The 17,359-nt window shown below is 73.0% G+C and carries 15 protein-coding genes; 8 read left to right on the top strand and 7 right to left on the bottom strand.

The features are described from left to right. Positions 1-7: 7 nt before the first annotated feature. A complete protein-coding gene (locus FGW31_RS31075) occupies positions 8-889 on the bottom strand; it encodes an SIS domain-containing protein (RefSeq protein ID WP_142196874.1) in 882 nt (293 codons plus the stop codon). A gap of 123 nt (positions 890-1,012) precedes the next feature. On the opposite strand from FGW31_RS31075, the gene FGW31_RS31070 reads away from it, so the two are divergent. The 3 genes from FGW31_RS31070 to FGW31_RS31060 all read left to right on the top strand — a co-directional run bounded on the left by FGW31_RS31070 (position 1,013) and on the right by FGW31_RS31060 (position 4,585). Beyond that, positions 1,013-1,792: a DeoR/GlpR family DNA-binding transcription regulator gene (locus FGW31_RS31070; protein ID WP_142196873.1), complete on the top strand. Its 780-nt coding sequence runs from the start codon at positions 1,013-1,015 to the stop codon at positions 1,790-1,792. Positions 1,793-1,949: 157 nt separating this feature from the next. Further along, the gene (locus tag FGW31_RS31065; RefSeq protein WP_142196872.1) at positions 1,950-3,785 is read left to right on the top strand and encodes a glycoside hydrolase family 15 protein; all 1,836 of its coding nucleotides are present in this window, start codon (positions 1,950-1,952) and stop codon (positions 3,783-3,785) included. Between the two features lie 137 nt (positions 3,786-3,922). Beyond that, positions 3,923-4,585, top strand: a complete 663-nt coding sequence (locus tag FGW31_RS31060) for a phosphatase PAP2 family protein (RefSeq protein ID WP_142196871.1) — start codon at positions 3,923-3,925, stop codon at positions 4,583-4,585. A gap of 565 nt (positions 4,586-5,150) precedes the next feature. Here the strand turns inward: FGW31_RS31060 and FGW31_RS31055 are convergent. The 4 genes from FGW31_RS31055 to FGW31_RS31040 form a co-directional block, all read right to left on the bottom strand. Then, positions 5,151-5,906: a cupin domain-containing protein gene (locus FGW31_RS31055; protein WP_373303355.1), complete on the bottom strand. Its 756-nt coding sequence runs from the start codon at positions 5,904-5,906 to the stop codon at positions 5,151-5,153. A gap of 50 nt (positions 5,907-5,956) precedes the next feature. Continuing rightward, positions 5,957-6,889 (bottom strand): DUF6807 domain-containing protein, encoded by a 933-nt coding sequence (locus FGW31_RS31050; protein ID WP_142196869.1) that lies wholly within the window; start codon positions 6,887-6,889, stop codon positions 5,957-5,959. Continuing rightward, a complete protein-coding gene (locus FGW31_RS31045; RefSeq protein WP_142196868.1) occupies positions 6,886-8,013 on the bottom strand; it encodes a Gfo/Idh/MocA family protein in 1,128 nt (375 codons plus the stop codon). The genes FGW31_RS31050 and FGW31_RS31045 overlap by 4 nt, the downstream gene beginning before the upstream one ends. Positions 8,014-8,153: 140 nt before the next feature. After that, positions 8,154-9,035 carry a response regulator gene (locus tag FGW31_RS31040; RefSeq protein WP_142196867.1) on the bottom strand — a complete coding sequence of 294 codons (882 nt, stop codon included), beginning with the start codon at positions 9,033-9,035 and terminating at the stop codon, positions 8,154-8,156. Between the two features lie 318 nt (positions 9,036-9,353). Between FGW31_RS31040 and FGW31_RS31035 the strand changes: the two genes are divergently transcribed. The 5 genes from FGW31_RS31035 (at position 9,354) to FGW31_RS31015 (ending at position 15,736) form a co-directional block, all read left to right on the top strand. Then, positions 9,354-10,337, top strand: a complete 984-nt coding sequence (locus tag FGW31_RS31035) for a Bug family tripartite tricarboxylate transporter substrate binding protein (RefSeq protein WP_161175987.1) — start codon at positions 9,354-9,356, stop codon at positions 10,335-10,337. Then, the gene (locus FGW31_RS31030) at positions 10,334-10,873 is read left to right on the top strand and encodes a tripartite tricarboxylate transporter TctB family protein (RefSeq protein ID WP_142196865.1); all 540 of its coding nucleotides are present in this window, start codon (positions 10,334-10,336) and stop codon (positions 10,871-10,873) included. Before FGW31_RS31035 ends, FGW31_RS31030 begins: the two co-directional genes overlap by 4 nt. Before the next feature lies 1 nt (position 10,874). Further along, the gene (locus FGW31_RS31025) at positions 10,875-12,368 is read left to right on the top strand and encodes a tripartite tricarboxylate transporter permease (protein ID WP_142196864.1); all 1,494 of its coding nucleotides are present in this window, start codon (positions 10,875-10,877) and stop codon (positions 12,366-12,368) included. A 173-nt stretch (positions 12,369-12,541) separates the two neighbouring features. Further along, on the top strand, positions 12,542-13,654 hold the full coding sequence (locus FGW31_RS31020) for a GDSL-type esterase/lipase family protein (RefSeq protein ID WP_142196863.1): 1,113 nt from the start codon (positions 12,542-12,544) through the stop codon (positions 13,652-13,654). 438 nt (positions 13,655-14,092) lie between these two features. After that, on the top strand, positions 14,093-15,736 hold the full coding sequence (locus FGW31_RS31015; protein WP_142196862.1) for a cellulase family glycosylhydrolase: 1,644 nt from the start codon (positions 14,093-14,095) through the stop codon (positions 15,734-15,736). A 52-nt stretch (positions 15,737-15,788) separates the two neighbouring features. Here FGW31_RS31015 and FGW31_RS31010 read toward each other — a convergent pair whose 3' ends face one another. Both FGW31_RS31010 and FGW31_RS31005 read right to left on the bottom strand, forming a co-directional pair. Next, complete coding sequence (locus tag FGW31_RS31010) at positions 15,789-16,415, bottom strand: class F sortase (protein ID WP_142197296.1); 627 nt, start codon at positions 16,413-16,415, stop codon at positions 15,789-15,791. A 213-nt stretch (positions 16,416-16,628) separates the two neighbouring features. Then, entirely contained in the window at positions 16,629-17,090 is a 462-nt protein-coding gene (locus tag FGW31_RS31005) for a hypothetical protein (protein ID WP_233288735.1), read from the bottom strand. Positions 17,091-17,359 lie beyond the last annotated feature (269 nt).

Raw genomic sequence — 17,359 nt, 5'->3', positions numbered from 1 at the left:
CGACGGGTCAGGGCGCGAGGACGACCGAGCGGGTGAGGTGGCGGGGCCGGTCGGGGTCGAGGCCGCGGGCGGCGGCGACGGCGACGGCGAGCCGCTGGACGCGGACGAGTTCGGCGAGCGGGTCGAGGGTGCCGCCGATCCACCGTCCGCCGGTGGCGCGGACCTGCGCGTCCAGCCCGTCGGGGGCGGTCCCGAGCATCCAGGTGGCCCGGCCGGGGGCCGTGATGCTGATGGGGCCGTGCCGGTACTCCATCGCCGGGTAGGACTCGGTCCAGGCCAGTGCGGCCTCGCGCATCTTCAGCCCGGCCTCGTGGGCCAGTCCGACGCTCCAGCCGCGGCCGAGGAAGGTGAACTGCTCGCACTCCACGAGCCCTTCGGGCAGCGGCGCCTCGAGGGCGGTGCGGGCGTCGTCCTCGACGGCCCCGGTGTGCAGGCCGAGGTGGGCGCGGAGCAGGGTGAGGGCCGTGGTGGCGAACCGGGTCTGGACGACGGAGCGTTCGTCGGCGTAGTCGAGGACGACGGTGTCGTGGGCGAGCGACATGACGGGGGTGGCCGGGTCGGCGGTGACCGCGGTGGTGCGCACGCCGTCCCGCAACCGGCCGAGCAGGTCCAGGACTTCGGTGGTGGTGCCGGAGCGGGTGAGGGCGACGACGCGGTCGTAGGCCCGTCCGTGCGGGAACTCCGAGGCGGCGAAGGCGTCGGTCTCGCCCCGGCCCGCGCCCTCGCGCAGGGCGGCGACGGCCTGCGCCATGAAGTACGAGGTGCCGCAGCCGACCACGGCGACCCGCTCCCCGGGCGCCGGCAGCGCGGCGGTGTGCGCGGCGGCCTGCGCGGCGGCGCGCCGCCAGCACTCGGGCTGGCTGGTGAGTTCGTCCTCGACATGCGTCATGCCGCACCCCCAGGGCTAGGTGATTGTTCTTGCAAGATAGAGCCACCTTTCGAGCAGAATCAAGCATCCTGCGGTGGGCGGGGTGCGTTAGGGTCGCCGGAGAACGAGGGAACGGGAGGGGCGATGTCGCGGGACGCCCGCTGGAAGGCGCTGCTGGAGCTGCTCGTGGAGCGCGGCCGGCTGGACGTCGAGGAGGCGGCCGGCGAGCTGGCGGTGTCGGCGGCGACGATCCGGCGCGACTTCGACCAGCTGGCCGAGCAGCAGATGCTGGTGCGCACCCGGGGCGGCGCGGTGGTGCACGGGGTGTCGTACGAGCTGCCGTTGCGCTACAAGACCGCGCGGCACGCCCCGCAGAAGCAGCGGATCGCCGCGGCGGTGGCGGAGCTGGTCGCGCCCGGCGAGGCGGTCGGCCTGACCGGCGGCACGACCACCACGGAGGTGGCGCGGGCGCTGGCCGTCCGCGCCGACCTGGCCTCCGGCTCGCCCGCGCTGACCGTCGTGACCAACGCGCTGAACATCGCCAACGAGCTGGCCGTACGGCCGCAGTTCAAGATCGTGCTGACCGGCGGGGTGGCGCGGGCGCAGTCGTACGAGCTGGTGGGACCGCTCGCGGACGGGGTGCTGGGGCAGATCACCCTGGATGTGGCGGTGCTCGGTGTCGTGGCCTTCGACGCCGGGCACGGTGCGGCGGCCCATGACGAGGCGGAGGCCGCGACCAACCGGCTGCTGTGCGAGCGGGCCGCGCGGGTGGTGGTGGCCGCCGACTCCAGCAAGCTGGGCCGGCGGGCGTTCGCCCGGATCTGCGCGGCCACTGCGGTGGACACCCTGGTCACGGACGCGGCGGCGGATCCGGCGGAGGTGCGCCGGTTCGAGGAGGCGGGGCTGCGGGTCGTCGTGGTCTGAGCGGCTGCGGCCGTACGGGCGGCCCGGGGTCCGTCGTTCGGATCGGCCCGGCTGCGGGGCGCGGTGCCTTCCGGCCGGCCGGACCCCGCGACACCGGGATGATCCGGACGACAGGGCCTAAGCTGGCGGTGAGGCGTGCCGGGCCAGGGAGGCTGCGATGGACGGGACGACCGGACAGTGGGACGCGCCCGGCACCGGCCGGTACGTGCCGATCGCGGATCACGGGCTGATCGGCGATCTGCGCACCGTGGCCTTGGTCGGCACCGACGGCACCATCGACTGGTACTGCTGTCCGGCCTTCGACGCGCCGAGCGTCTTCGCCGCGATCCTGGACGCGGAACGCGGCGGCTGCTTCGAACTGGCGACGGCCGTACCGGCGCGCACCAAGCAGTTCTACTTCCCCGACACCAACGTCCTGATCACCCGGTTCTTCACCGAGGAAGGCGTCGGCGAGGTGCAGGACTTCATGCCCGTCGCCGACGGGCCGGCCGAGGAGGAACGGCACCGGCTGATCCGGCGGGTGCTGTGCGTGCGCGGCTCGGTGTCGTTCCGGGCGCGGGTGGCGCCGCGGTTCGAGTACGGCTCCCGGCCGCACACGCTGCGGCCGGCCGACGACGTCGCGGTCTTCGACTCCGGCGATCTGTCCCTGGCGCTCACCTCGACCGTGCCGCTGGAGGCCGACGGTGCGGAGGTGCGGGCCGGTTTCAAGCTGGCCGAGGGGGAGACGGCGGTGCTGGCCCTGGACCGGGTCGGCGGGGAGGTGTTCCCGAGCCGGTGCGAGTGCGGTGAGGCGGAGCGGCAGTTCGCCGCGACGGTGGCGTACTGGCGGCGCTGGCTGTCGTCGTCCCGCTACCGGGGCCGCTGGCGGGAGATGGTGCACCGCTCGGCGCTCACCCTGAAGCTCCTCACGTACGCGCCGACGGGGGCGATCGTGGCGGCGCCGACGACGAGCCTGCCCGAGGAGATCGGCGGGGAACGCAACTGGGACTACCGGTACGTGTGGGTGCGCGACGCGGCGTTCTGCGTGTACGCGCTGCTGCGGCTGGGTTTCACCGAGGAGGCGAAGGCCTTCATGGGGTTCGTCTCCCGGCACATCAGCCCGGGCGACGGCAGCCCGTCCGGCCCGCTGCAGGTCATGTACGGCATCGACGGCCGCACCGGTCTGCCCGAGCGCGTACTGCCCCATCTGGAGGGCCACCGCGGCTCGGCACCGGTGCGCGTCGGCAACGCCGCGGCCGACCAGCTGCAACTCGACGTCTACGGGGCGCTGATCGACTCCGTCTACCTGTACGACAAGTGGGCCGAGCCCGTCTCCAGCGAGCAGTGGGACCATGTCACGGCGCTGGTGGACTGGGTGTGCGCGCACTGGGACCAGCCCGACGAGGGCATCTGGGAGACGCGCGGCGGGCGGAAGAACTTCCTGTACTCGCGGCTGATGTGCTGGGTGGCGATCGAGCGGGCCATCAGGATGGCCAACCGGCGCGGCCTGCCGGCCGACCTGCCCCGCTGGCAGTCGAGCCGTGACGCCGTCTACCGGCGGATCATGAGCCACGGCTGGTCCGCGTCCCGAGGGGCGTTCGTGCAGCACGAGGACTCGGACGTGCTGGACGCCGCGGTCCTGATGATGCCGCTGGCGAAGTTCATCGCGCCGACCGACCCCAAGTGGCTGTCCACGCTGGACTCGCTCACCGAGGACCTGGTGTCCGACTCGCTGGTCTACCGCTACGACCCGCAGGTCAGCCCCGACGGCCTGCACGGCGACGAGGGCACGTTCTCCATCTGCTCGTTCTGGTACGTCGAGGCGCTGACCCGGGCCGGACGGCTCGACGAGGCGTCCCTCGCCTTCGAGAAGATGCTCACCTACGGCAACCATCTCGGCCTGTACGCCGAGGAGATCAGCCACACCGGTGAGCAACAGGGCAACTTCCCGCAGGCGTTCACGCATCTCGCGCTGATCAGCGCGGCGTTCAACCTGGACCGTGCGCTCGGCTGAGCCCCGGCCGCCCGCCTGCCGGCCAGCCTGAACGGACGGGGCGGGCGGGCCGTCGGCGTGACTCATGCGTACCGTGGGCACCTGGTGATTCCCGCACCTCGGTGCGGGACCTCCACGATGCAACCGCAGGAGAGACGATGAGCGAGCCGCCCACCACCGACCAGGACGTCACCCGTCCGCTCACCAGGCCCGTACCGCCCGCCGACGGGCTGCGCAGGGTCGCCGCCGCAGTGTTCGGCGACCTCAGGGCCGTGGACGGCGCCCTGTACGCGGCGGTCGCGGCCACGCCCACCCCGACCCTGGACCGGGCCCTGCGCCGCCTCTCCCACACGGCCGACCACTCCAAGATCTCGTTCGCCATCGCCGGTGCCCTGGCGCTGGCCGGGTCACGGCCGCGCCGGGCGGCGCTCGCCGGGGTCGGCGCCGTCGCCGTGGCCTCGGCGTCGGCGAACCTGCTGGGCAAGCGTCTGGTCCGCAGGGCCCGCCCGGACCGGGAGGCGGCCCGGGTCACCGTGGACCGGCACGTCCCCATGCCGACGTCGGCGTCGTTCCCGTCCGGGCACACCGCGTCGGCGGTCGCGTTCGCCACCGCGGTCGGTACGGTCCTGCCCGCCGCGTCGGTCCCGCTCGGGGCGCTGGCCGGGGCGGTCGCCTACTCCCGCGTCCACACGGGCGTGCACTACCCGGGCGACGTGGCGGCGGGCGCGGTCCTCGGCATCGCGAGCGCGGCCACGGCACTGGCGGTGGCCTCGGCATACCTGCCGGCCTCGTACACCCCCACCCGCACACGCTGCACCTGACCCCACACCGAGGCCCCCCGGCCCGGCAACGACGCCGCCCGACCCACCACCACGAGGCACCGGCAACGACGAAGATCCCACGCACGACGCCGAACCCGCGCACGGCGCGGCACCGGTGCACGACACCCAACCCGCGCACGACACGAAACCGGTGCACGACGCGGCACCGGTGACGGCGCGGAACCCGCGCACGGCGCGGAGGGGGTGGGGCGGGGGTGCCCGCCCGCAGCGACTGGCGCGTCAACGCCCCCGCCCCTCAAACACCCCATTCCGCGCCGGTCCGAGGACGGGCACCCCCCCCCCCCCCCCCCCCCCCCCCCCCCCCCCCCCCCCCCCCCCCCCCCCCCCCGACCCACCCGTCGGCCCCCGGGCGCCACCCGCCACCTGCAACCCGACACCCGACACCCGACACCCGACACCCGACAGCAGGTACTCGTCCCGCCACCCACCACCCACCGGCAGCACGTACCCGCCCCGCCACCCACCACCCACCGGCAGCACGGACCCGCCCCCCCCCCCCCCCCGGCAGCACGTCCCCGCCCCGCCACCCACCACCCACCGGGCGCTACGCGCCACCCCCCGGCAGCACGTACTCGTCCCGCCACCCACACATCCCGTACCCGCCCCGCCGACTCGGCGCGGCCTCGTACACCGCCGCCTCCCCGAGATGCGCGAGGTCCCCGCCCGCCAGCGCGTCCAACTGCGCCCCCGTCCGCTCGGCGGCGGCCAGCGCACCGCCCCGCCACAGCTCCCGCCACCGCGGCACCCGCTCACGCACCAGCGCGGCAGCGGCCCGCTGGAACTCCCGCAGCGGCCCCACGTCCCCGGCGACCAGCGCCTCCCGCAGCACCAGGTACCCCTCGACGGCGAGGTCCCGCCTCCCCCGCGCGGCCGCCTCCACCTCCGCCCCCGTTCCCGCCGGAAGCGTCGCGGCCTCGGCGTACCGTCCGGGATCGGCCAGCACCTCGCCCGGAAAGGTGAACACCGCGTCCCCGGCCTCGGGTAGTCCGCCGTTCTGCATCAGCACGGTGACCCGCAGATCCCCGCCCTGCACCATCCGGTGCACGGTCCCCGGCGTGAACCACACCACCGCGCCCGCCCGCAACGCGATGTCCCGGTACCCCTCGGGACTCAGTGTCTGCACGGCCCCTTGTCCCCCGGTGACGACGTACGCCTCCGTACACACCAGATGCATGTGCGGACTGCCGCCGCACACACCGTCGGCGGCCTCCCACTCGTACGCGCTCAGGTGCGACAGCCCGACCCCACCGGGCAACGGAGCAACCCCCACCCCACCGCCCCCGCTCCCGCCCCCACCCACACTCCCACTCCCGCCCCCGCCCCCACTCCCGTTCCCGCCCCCGATCCCGCTCACCAGGGCACCCCTTCCAGGAACGCCCCCACCCGCTCCCGGTCCCACGCCCCGTCCGCGACCACGATCCGGTACCGGTACGCGAACGACTCCCCCGGCGGCAGCGCGAACTCCTCGAAGAACGCCCAGGAGAACGCGACCGACGGAATCGGCTCGGCGCGCACGAACCAGTGCGACGGGTGGATCGCGCTCCCGTCCAGGTTCTCCGGCGCGTGTGCGAACACCAGCGTCGAGTACCCGTCGTACTCGTCGTGTTCGGCTCGGAACCCGAGCCAGGCGCTCTGCGCGCCCATGAGTGTCCCGGCGTCGGCACCCGGGTCCGGCGCGAAGACCGTACCGCCGGTGAAGTCGCGCGGGCCGCGCCAGTTCAGCCCGGTGTAGCCGGCCATCTCGCGCCCGGCGGTGGTGGGCGAGCCGAATTCCAGTGGCGTGTCACGGAGGTTGGTGAGCCGGATCGACCAGTCGAGCACCCATGCACCGGCCTCCTCGTCGACGGTGTGGACGCCCAGTCCCCGCTGCTCCCGCGCCCATTCCTCCCCGCCGTGTGCCACCCAGGTCAGGTCCTCCGTGCAGTCGAACCGCTCCTCCCCCGCCGTGAACGACGAGAACCCGTCGTGCCGCATCGATCCGACCCGTTCGGGGATCGGAAGGTAACCACGGCCGTGCACATAGGAGTTGCCGCCCCAGAAGTTCTGCCCCGACAGATGACTGGCCGTCATCTGCAGTCCCTTGTGCCAGCGGTGGTCGTTCGGCCGGTATCCGGTCACCGTGCGCCCGCCGAGGGTGCGCATCGGGTGGGCGTACGGCTTGCGGGACTCGAAGCGTTCGGGGTCCGGTCGGTAGACGTAGCGGAGGATCTCCGTGCCGTCCGGAGCCGTCACCGTGACGGCCTCACCGTGCGTGTGGGTGACGCGTATGCCGCGGCTGTTCATGCCGGCTCCTCCGTCCGTGCGGTGAGGACCCCGTCGGGGTGCCCGCCGTGCATGGCCGTGTGGAAGGGGTCGCCGGGCGTGATCTCACCCGCACGCACCGGACGGCCGGTGAACGCCGCCTTGTACAGCGCGGCGGCGAACTCGAGGGTGCCGCGGGCCTCCGGCCCGCTCCCCGGCGGTCGTGTGCCCGCGTCCTGGGCGTCGAGGAAGGCACCGAGCTGTGCGGTGTGCGAACTCGGTACGTTGCGTGCCGGGGTCCGCCAGGCGTCGGCGCGCGCGGCGGGGACGTGCCGCGCCGGGGTGTAGGTCCAGTCGTCGTTGACGTGCCCGTACAGGTGGGTGAGTTCGACCGTGGCGTCGGCGCAGTCGACGCGGATGCGGCTCACCTCGTCCGGGGAGAGGACGCTGTTGACGACGGTCGCGAGCGCGCCGTTGCGGAAGCGCACCAGGGCGGTGGAGACGTCCTCGCTCTCGGTGTCGTGCACGAGCCGTGCCGCCATGGCCCGTATCTCCTCCCATTCGCCGAGGAGGTGGAGGAGCAGGTCGTACTGGTGGATGCCGTGTCCCATGGTCGGCCCGCCGCCTTCGGTGGCCCACCGGCCGCGCCAGGGCACGGAGTAGTAGTCGGCGTCCCGGTGCCAGGTGGTCTGGCAGTGGGCGACCAGCGGCGCGCCCAGCTCGCCCCGGGCGATCAGCTCGCGTGCGTGCTCGGCGCCGGAGCCGTACCGGTGCTGGAAGATCACGGACGCGTACGCGCCGGACGCCTGCTCGGCGGCGGCGATCTCGTCGTACTCGGCGAGCGAGAGGCACAGCGGCTTCTCGCACAGCACCCAGGCGCCCGCCTCCAGCGCGGCCACCGTCTGTTCGCGGTGGAGCGACGGCGGCGTCCCGATCAGCACCAGGTCGGGCCGTACGGCGTCCAGCATCGCGCTCATCGTGGTGAACCCGGCGACCTGTTCCCCGGCCTCGGCCCGGAAGGCGTCGAGCCGGCTCCGGTCCACGTCGACGGCGGCGACCAGTTCGGTGCGGTCGGCGTGGGCGCGCAGCGCGGGCAGGTGCCCGCCGCTGACGATGGCACCGGTGCCGACGACGGCGACACGGCGGCGGACGGGGGACACGGGCATGCGGCGCTCCTCGTGACGACCAAGGGAAAGAAAGCGCTTTCCCATCCGAAGACCCTAGGCCCGGCCGCAGCCTGAGACAACCCCCGCACCCACCACCACCCACCTCCCCGCACGCCCCCTACGCGCGAGCCGCCCCTCCCCTACGCCCGGGCTTCCCCTCCCGACCGGAACCCGCCGGCACGCCCTCCGACCACACCGCCACCCCCGACGACACCGCCGCCCCCAACCACACCGCCACCCCCGACGACACCGCGGCCCCCGACGACGCCGCCACCCCGGACCACGCCGCCACCTCCGACTCCCACATACCGGTACCGCCGTTCCGGCCGCCCCGTGGCCCCGTACCGCAGCGACACCTCCACGGTGCCGACGGTGTGGAAGTGCTCCAGGTACCGGCGTGCGCTGACCCGTGAGACCCCGGTGAGGCCGGCGCACTCGGTCGCCGACAGCGTGCCGTCGGCCTCCCGCAGGACCCGCTCGATCAGCCCGGCGGTCTCCGCGCTCATCCCCTTGGGCGGCACGGGCGCCACCGGCCCCGCCACCCCCGCCGCCGCGGCCAGCACCCGGTCGACGTCGGCCTGCCCGTGGACGACGGTGTCGAGGAGCCGGCCCCGCTGGACGGCGTACCGCTCCAGCCGGCCCCGCAGGTCCTCGAAGTCGAACGGCTTGAGCAGGTAGTCGACCACCCCGTGCCGTACGGCCGCGCGTACCGCGTCCGCCTCCCGGGCCGCGCTGATGACCATCACGTCGCAGTCGTGCCCGGCGGTGCGCAGCCGGGGGATGACGTCGAGGCCGAACACGTCGGGCAGGTACAGGTCGAGCAGCACCAGGTCGGGGTGGAGTTCGTCGACGGCGGCGAGGGCCTGCTCGCCGGTCCCGGCCACGCCGACGACCCGGAACACGTCGAGGCGTTCGACGTAGGCGCGGTGCACCCGGGCCACCCTGAAGTCGTCGTCGACCACGAGTACGTCGATCGTGTCGCCGCTCGCGGGCGTGGTGTGCGCGCCCCGCGTGCTGGTCATCGGTTCTGCTCCTTCCGCCACCGCGTCACTGAGGTGGCCGGCGGTCGTACGGGCGGACGGTCCGCCCCCGGGCCCGCGCGACACGCCGCCACACGGGTGGATCCGACACTGCCGGAGCCGCCATCATGGCGCTCACCTGCGGTCGGGGAAAGAGATGTGCGCCACTGACACCTCCGCGCTGACGCAATGACCACAACCTCCATTGGTTCCGCAAGGGCGACAGCCGGGCTGTGCGCGGGCACCATGTGGCCCGCGTCACCCTCCCCCCACAGGGCATGGCGTGATCCCCAGACGACCGACCGACAGGTGGTGGCACTCGTGCGCCTGCGCACACCCCTCGCCCTGCTCGGGGCCGCCGTGCTCGTACTCGTGGGCCCTCCGCTGCTCACGACCGGCAGCGGCGCCGAGAGCGGCACACAGATCCCGGGCCTGCGTTTCATGGTCCCCAACACACCCGGGGGCGGCTACGACATCACGGCCCGTACGGCCGCGAAGAACGCCGAGGACGCCGGGCTCACCCACACCGTCGAGGTGTTCAACCTGCCCGGCGCCGGCGGCACCGTCGGCCTGAGCCGGCTGGTGAGCGAGCACGGCAACGGCAAGCTCGCCATGTCGATGGGCCTGGGCGTGGTCGGCGCCGTCCGCTCCAACGACGCGCCCAAGACCCTCGCGGACACCACCCCGATCGCCCGGCTCACCGAGGAGCAGGACGTCGTGGTGGTCGGCAAGGACTCCCCGTACAAGACCATCGACGACCTGATCGGCGCCTGGAAGGAGAACCCGGGCAAGCTCCCGGTGGGCGGCGGCTCCTCGCCCGGCGGGCCCGACCACCTGGCGCCCATGCTGATGGCGCGGGCCGCCGGCATCCCGCCGAAGCAGGTGAACTACATCCCCTTCGACGGCGGCGGCGAGCTGCTCGCCTCGATCCTCGGCGGCAAGGTCGCCTTCGGTGTCTCCGGTGTGGGCGAGTACCTCGACCAGATCAAGTCGGGCGAGCTGCGGCTGCTCGCGGTCACCGGGCCGGAGCGGGTCGCCGGGCTGGACGCGCCCACCCTCCAGGAGTCGGGCTACGACGTGAACTTCACCAACTGGCGCGGTGTCGTCGCCCCGCCCGGCCTCAGCGACACCGAGCGCGACAAGCTCGTGCGCCTGCTGGAGGAACTGCACGACTCCAAGGAGTGGCAGGAGTCGATGGAGCGCAACGGCTGGGACGACGCCTTCCTGACCGGTGAGAAGTTCGGCGCGTTCCTGGACGCCGAGGACAAGCGTGTGGTCTCCGTGCTGAAGGAGCTGGGACTGTGACGACCCCGACCACCGACACCACTGCGGCGCCCGCGCCCGCGCGGCGCTCCTGGCTGCGCGACCACTCCGAACTCGGCGTCTGCGTCCTGCTGCTGGCTCTCGGCGTGCTGGTGCTGACCGACGCGCTCACCATGGACGTCGACATCGCCCAGCGCGGGCCCGTCGGCCCGAAGACCGTGCCGGTCGTCGTCGGCGCCGGCCTGCTCGTCGTGGCCGCGTTGCTCGCGGTCGACGTGCTGCGCGGCGGCCGGGGCCAGGCCGAGTCCGGCGAGGACGTCGATCTGTCCGAACCCGCCGACTGGCGCACGGTGCTGCTGCTGACGGGGGTGTTCCTCGGCGCGGCCGTGCTGATCGAGCCGCTCGGCTTCCCGGTGGCGGGCGCGCTGCTCTTCTGGGGCGCGGCCTACGCGCTCGGCAGCCGCAGCTTCCACCGCGATCCGCTCATCGCGGCGGTGCTGTCCCTCGTCACCTACGCCGTGTTCAACAACCTGCTCGGAGTGCCGCTTCCCGGCGGTCCGCTGATGGGAGTGCTGTGACATGAACGCCCTCAACTCCCTCATGGACGGCTTCGGTACGGCCCTGACTCCGCTCAACCTGCTGTGGGCCGCCGTGGGCGTGCTGCTCGGCACGGCGATCGGTGTCCTGCCGGGCATCGGCCCGGCCATGGCGGTGGCGCTGCTGCTGCCGGTGACGTACGGGCTCGACCCGGTCGGCGCGTTCATCATGTTCGCCGGCATCTACTACGGCGCGATGTTCGGCGGTTCGACCACCTCCATCCTGCTGAACACGCCCGGTGAGAGCGCCGCCGTGGTCGCGGCCATGGAGGGCAACCCCATGGCCAAGTCGGGGCGCGGCGCCCAGGCGCTCGCGGCGGCCGCCGTCGGGCACTTCGCGGGCGGCATGGTCGGCACGATCCTGCTGGTGGCGCTGGCACCGACGGTGGCCGACCTGGCGGTGGACATCGGCGCGCCGGACTACTTCGCCATCATGGTGCTGGCGTTCATCGCGGTGACGTCGGTGCTCGGTTCGTCGCGGATCCGGGGCATGGCCTCGCTGCTGATCGGCCTGACGATCGGCCTGGTGGGCCTGGACCAGATGACCGGCCAGCAGCGGCTGACGTTCGGTTCGCTGCAACTCGCCGACGGCATCGACGTGGTGATCGTCGCGGTGGGTCTGTTCGCCATCGGCGAGGCGCTGTGGGTGGCGGCGCACCTGCGGCGCAGGCCGGCGGAGCCGATCCCGGTGGGCCGGCCGTGGCTGGGCCGCGGCGATCTGAAGCGCACCTGGAAGTCCTGGGCGCGCGGCCCGTTCATCGGCTTCCCGTTCGGCGCGATCCCGGCGGGCGGGGCGGAGATCCCGACGTTCCTGTCGTACGTGACGGAGAAGCGGCTGTCGAAGCACAAGGACGAGTGGGGCAAGGGCGCCATTGAGGGCGTCGCGGGTCCGGAGTCGGCCGCGTCGGCGTCGGCGGCGGGCACGCTGGTGTCGATGCTGACGCTCGGCCTGCCGACCACGGCGGTCGCGGCGGTGATGCTGGCCGCGTTCCAGCAGTACGGCATCCAGCCCGGCCCGCTGCTCTTCGAGCGCGAACCCGAGCTGGTGTGGGGCCTGATCGCCTCGCTGTTCGTCGGCATGGTGCTGCTGCTCGCGCTGAACCTGCCGCTGGCTCCGGTGTGGGCGAAGCTGCTGCGCATCCCGCGGCCGTACCTGTACGCCGGGATCCTGTTCTTCGCGGCGGTGGGCGCGTACGCGGTCGGCGGTGAGGTGATCGACCTGGTGATCCTGCTGATCATCGGTCTGATCGGTTTCGGCATGCGGCGTTACGGACTGCCGGTGCTGCCGGCCGTCATCGGGGTCATCCTCGGCCCGGCCGCCGAACAGCAGCTCCGCCGCGCCCTGCAGATCAGCGACGGCAGCGTCACGGGCCTGGTCGACACGCCGTTCTCGGTGATCGTCTACGCGGTCGTCGTGCTGCTCCTCGCGTGGCCCCTGGTGCGCAGGGCGCTGCCCCGCAAGGGCGCCCGGACCTGATCGAACGCGCGATTCGCCTGTCGGGGCGCGGCACACCGGTGCCGCGCCCCGACGGCGTACCGGCGGTACGGCGCCCGGCCGGATTCCCGTCCCACCCCTTGACGCGTCAAAGACAACAGTGGCTTGATGTCCGGCATGGGAGCGCTCCCACCTCCTCCAGGGAAGGGACAACCATGCGCGGCACCCGCCTTCTCCGCTTACGCACCGTTCCGCTCCTCGGCCTGCTGGCCGCCCTGCTCCTCCCGCTCGGCGTGACCTTCGCGCCGGACGCGACCGCCGCACCGGCGGCGACCGCACCCGTGCGCATCATGCCGCTGGGTGACTCCATCACCGGCTCTCCGGGCTGCTGGCGGGCCCTGCTGTGGAACCGGCTGCTGGACGCCGGACACACGGACATCGACTTCGTCGGCACCCTGCCCGCACAGGGCTGCGGCGTGGAACACGACGGGGACAACGAAGGACACGGCGGCGAGCTGGTCACCAACGTCGCCGACCAGAACCTGCTTCCGGCACGGCTGGCGGCCGGCCAGCCGGACATCGTTGTCATGCACTTCGGCACGAACGACGTGTGGAGCGGCATCTCTCCCGATCGCATCCTCGCCGCCTACACCCGGCTGGTGACGCAGATGCGGGAGTCCGACCCGAACATGCGGGTCCTGGTCGCCCAGATCATCCCCATGAACCCCAGCACCTGCGCCGCCTGCGCACAGCGCGTGGCCGACCTCAACGCCCGCATCCCCGCGTGGGCCGCGACGACGACCACCAGCCGCTCCCCGGTGACGGTGGTCGACCAGTGGACCGGCTTCGACACGGCCACCGACACCTACGACGGCGTGCATCCGAACGCCGCGGGCAACGAGAAGATCGCCGCCCGCTGGTTCCCGGCCCTGGACGCGGTGCTGACGGAAGGCGTACCGGGCGATCCCGAGGATCCGGGCGACCCGGGCGACCCCGGTGACCCGGGCTCCGTCTGCACCGCGTCCTTCCGGGCCGTCAACGGCTGGCAGGGCGGCTACCAGGCCGAGGTGACGGTGCGCAACGCCTCCGCCGCCCCCGTCTCCGGCTGGACGGTGCGGATCACGCCGTCCGACGGTGCCCGCGTCACCCAGGTCTGGAACGGCACCCTCGGCGCCACCGCCGACGGCACCGCCACCGTCACCGACGCCGGCTGGAACGGCGCCCTCGCACCCGGTGCGAGCGCCACCTTCGGCCTCATCGCCAGCACCCCCGCGACCGCCGGCACTCCGTCCGCGACCGTCACCTGCACGGCCACACCGGCCTCCTGACGGACCACACCGCACGACACCACACAGGGCCGGACCGCACGACCGCACGACCGCACGACAGGGCCGGACCGGACCACGCGGCCGCACGCAGGGCCGCACTGCACCGCACGACAGCAGACAGGGCGGAACTGGACCGCACGACCGCACACAGGGCCGGACCACACAGCACGACGCCACACAGCGCCGGTCGCCACAGCACCGCATCACAACCACCCCGCCCCACCCCCACACCGCCCCACCCTCACACCAACCACGCCACACAGAACTCGGCCACGTAGCACCGCATCACACAGCGCCACGCCGCACGTCACCTTCACCCGACCACCGACCACCGACCACCGACCACCGACCACCGAGCGCCGACCACCCAGCACCCAGCACCGCAACCAACACCGACCACCGCGACAACCAACTCCCCCTCCACCCACTGGAGCCGCCATGAGATTCCGTGAACATCCACTTCACTTGCCCCGGGTGGTCGGCCTCGTCGCCGCCCTGCTCGGACTCCTCCTGCCGCTCGTCGCCTTCACGACGCCGGCCCACGCGGCGCCCACCGGTTTCCGCGTCGTCAACGGCCGGCTGCTCGAGGCGTCCGGGAACGACTTCGTGATGCGCGGCGTCAACCACGCGCACACCTGGTATGCCGACCGGATCGACTCGCTGGCGCACATCAAGGCCAAGGGCGCCAACACCGTGCGCGTGGTGCTCTCCAACGGCGACCGGTGGACCCGCAACGACGCCTCCGACGTGGCGAACGTCGTCGCGCAGTGCAAGCAGAACCGGCTGATCTGCGTCCTGGAGGTGCACGACACCACCGGTTACGGCGAGCAGAGCGGAGCGACGACGCTCTCCCGCGCCGCCGACTACTGGATCAGTGTCCGAAGCGCCCTGGCCGGCCAGGAGGACTACGTCATCGTCAACATCGGCAATGAGCCGTACGGCAACACCAACTACACCAACTGGACCGCCGACACCAAGGCGGCCATCCAGAAGCTGCGCGGCGCCGGGTTCGACCACACCCTGATGGTCGACGCACCCAACTGGGGCCAGGACTGGGCGTTCACCATGCGCGACAACGCGGCCTCGGTGTTCGCCGCCGACCCGGACGCCAACACCGTGTTCTCCATCCACATGTACGGCGTCTTCGACACCGCTGCCGAGATCAGCGACTACCTGGGCCGCTTCGTCGCCGCGAAACTTCCCATCGTGGTGGGCGAGTTCGGTCACGACCACTCCGACGGCAACCCGGACGAGGACACCATCCTGGCGGTCGCCCAGCAGCTCCGCCTCGGCTACCTCGGCTGGTCGTGGAGCGGGAACGGCGGCGGGGTCGAGTACCTCGACATGGTCACGAACTTCGACCCGAACCGGCTGACGAGCTGGGGCGAGCGTCTCTTCAACGGTGCCAACGGCATCGCCGCCACGTCCGAGGAGGCCGCCGTCTACGGTTCCGCCTCCGGCGGCGACACCACGGCGCCGACCGCCCCGACCGCGCCCACCGCCTCGTCGGTGACCGCGTCGTCGGTCGCCCTTAGCTGGGGCGCCGCCACCGACGCGGTGGGTGTCACGGGCTACGACGTGGTGCGGATCAGCGGGGGCACGGAGTCCGTGGCCACCACGACGACCGGTACCACCGCCACCGTCACCGGCCTCGCGGCGAACACTTCCTACACGTTCGCCGTGTACGCCCGGGACGCGGCCGGCAACCGCTCGCAGCGCTCCGCCACGGTGACCGTCACCACGTCCTCGGGCGGCACCACGGGCGCCTGCGCGGTGGGCTACCGGGTGACGGGCGAGTGGCCGGGCGGCTTCCAGGGCGAGGTCACGGTCCGCAACACCGGCGGTTCGGCGGTGAACGGGTGGACGCTGCGCTGGACGTTCCCCGCCGGGCAGCGCATCACCGCCATGTGGGGCGGTACGCCGGCCCAGAGCGGTGCGGAGGTCACCGTCACCTCCGCCGCGTACACGGCGGCGATTCCGGCGTCCGGTTCGGTCACCCTCGGCTTCACGGGCACCCGGTCCGGTTCCAATCCCAGCCCGACGGTGTTCAGCCTGAACGGCGCGGAGTGCTCCGTGGCCTGACGGACCGCTGCCCGGGAGGTCCCTCCCCCTCCCGGGCAGCCGATCGGCCGGTTCACACGAGGTGGGCGAAGACCACCAGGTTCTCGGTGTAGTCCCGGGCGTCCCGGTCGTACTCCCCCGCGCAGGTGATCAGCCGGACCTGGGCGTCGGGGGTGTCGGCGTACACCCGGTCGTCGGGGAAGTCGTCCTTGTCGAAGGATTCCGTCTCGTCGACCACGAACGTTGCCTTGCTGCCGTCGGCGCGCAGCACCCGGAAGCGGTCGCCCTTCTCCAGCTCGCCCAGGCGTGCGAAGACCGCCGGGGAGGTCGTGGTGTCCACGTGCCCGGCGATGATCGACGTGCCGGGTTCGCCCGGGGAGACGCCCTTGGCGTACCAGCCGACCAGGTTGGTGTTGTGCGGTGGCGGGGCCTCGAGCTGGCCCTTGCCGTTGAGGTCGAGGTCGGTGAAGGGGGCGTCGACGTCGATGGCGGGGATGAGCAGCCGGGTCGGCTCGGACCGTGGCAGCCGGCGGGTCGCCGTCTCGCCCGCGGTCGGGCCGCCGGCGGCGGGGTCGGACGGCGATGCGGACACCGCGGCGGGGGCCTGCGGCGCGTGGGCGTCGTCGGAGGACTGTCCGGTGCCGCCCAGCAGCGTGGTGGCCAGCACCAGGCCGACCCCGCTCCAGAAGACGGCCGTCATCACGGCACGCAGTCTCCGCCTCGTCGGCGACGCCGGGTCGGTCTCGGGAGGGGAAGCCGGGTCGGTCTCGGGAGGGGAAGGGGGGCTGGCTGCCATCGGGGGAACCACCTCATTCGGGTGCGGCAGCGGGTACGGCGGGTGGCGGAGCGGGCGGGGCCGTCGTCACGCGCGAGGGCGTACGACGGCCCCGGCCGGTATGGCGCCGGGCACGGCTCAGGCCATGTCCCCGGAGGCCTTCTTGCGGCGCAGCGCGTAGGCGCCGGTGCCGAGGACCGCGAGTGCCGCCAGGCCGCCCGCGGTGACATCGGAGTCGGCCAGACCGCCGCCGCCGGTGTGCATCCCGCCGCGCGGCTTCTCGTGCTTCCACTCCTTGTCCTGCTTGCCGCTCCAGGACTCCTCGCTGTCGGAGTCGCCCTTGTCCTTGTAGGTCTCGGGGTCGTACTTGGGGTCCTTGGAGGAGCCGTAGTCCTCCTCGGAGGCGGCGGTCAGGGCCCCGCCGCCCGTGTGCATCCCGCCGTGCGGCTTGTCGTGCTTGCCGTGCTTGTCGTGCTCCTTGCTGTAGGAAGAGTCGTCGTGGCCGCCGTCGCCCGTGTGGTCGGCGTAGGCTGCGGGGGCGGCGATGGCGAGGGCCGCCGTGGCCGTCGCGGTGGCGAGCACCATGCGGGCAGAGCGCATTTGAGAGTCCTTCCGCTGGAGGCCGGGCGGCTGACTCCGCGTCAGCACGGTGGTCCCGTTCTCCGGCGTGATCCACCGTTAGTCATGGCGTCCGGTCCCACCATCCGGGACGTTCACACGGGTTACGACGCCACTCGCACGGAGGTGCGCGGAGTTCCACCGCGGCCCCTTCCGAGCCCGTCCGAGGTCTCTCGTCCCTGACCGGACGTCTGCCGAAGCCCCACTTTGTGCCGCTCGTGAACAAAACCTGGTCCCGCAGCGCCGGCCCG

It is taken from the genome of Streptomyces calvus, assembly GCF_006782915.1.
In the GTDB taxonomy this organism is placed as follows: Bacteria; Actinomycetota; Actinomycetes; order Streptomycetales; family Streptomycetaceae; genus Streptomyces; species Streptomyces calvus.
The sequence above is the reverse complement of the archived record's forward strand: the minus strand, read 5'-3'. Positions and strand labels throughout refer to the sequence as shown.

Bases quoted from the DNA above. Each gene is read 5' to 3' on its own strand.
- FGW31_RS31075 (WP_142196874.1), bottom strand. From the start codon at position 889: ATGACGCATGTCGAGGACGAACTCACCAGCCAGCCCGAGTGCTGGCGG.
- FGW31_RS31070 (WP_142196873.1), top strand. From the start codon at position 1,013: ATGTCGCGGGACGCCCGCTGGAAGGCGCTGCTGGAGCTGCTCGTGGAG.
- FGW31_RS31065 (WP_142196872.1), top strand. From the start codon at position 1,950: ATGGACGGGACGACCGGACAGTGGGACGCGCCCGGCACCGGCCGGTAC.
- FGW31_RS31060 (WP_142196871.1), top strand. From the start codon at position 3,923: ATGAGCGAGCCGCCCACCACCGACCAGGACGTCACCCGTCCGCTCACC.
- FGW31_RS31050 (WP_142196869.1), bottom strand. From the start codon at position 6,889: ATGAACAGCCGCGGCATACGCGTCACCCACACGCACGGTGAGGCCGTC.
- FGW31_RS31045 (WP_142196868.1), bottom strand. From the start codon at position 8,013: ATGCCCGTGTCCCCCGTCCGCCGCCGTGTCGCCGTCGTCGGCACCGGT.
- FGW31_RS31040 (WP_142196867.1), bottom strand. From the start codon at position 9,035: ATGACCAGCACGCGGGGCGCGCACACCACGCCCGCGAGCGGCGACACG.
- FGW31_RS31025 (WP_142196864.1), top strand. From the start codon at position 10,875: ATGAACGCCCTCAACTCCCTCATGGACGGCTTCGGTACGGCCCTGACT.
- FGW31_RS31020 (WP_142196863.1), top strand. From the start codon at position 12,542: ATGCGCGGCACCCGCCTTCTCCGCTTACGCACCGTTCCGCTCCTCGGC.
- FGW31_RS31015 (WP_142196862.1), top strand. From the start codon at position 14,093: ATGAGATTCCGTGAACATCCACTTCACTTGCCCCGGGTGGTCGGCCTC.
- FGW31_RS31010 (WP_142197296.1), bottom strand. From the start codon at position 16,415: ATGACGGCCGTCTTCTGGAGCGGGGTCGGCCTGGTGCTGGCCACCACG.
- FGW31_RS31005 (WP_233288735.1), bottom strand. From the start codon at position 17,090: ATGCGCTCTGCCCGCATGGTGCTCGCCACCGCGACGGCCACGGCGGCC.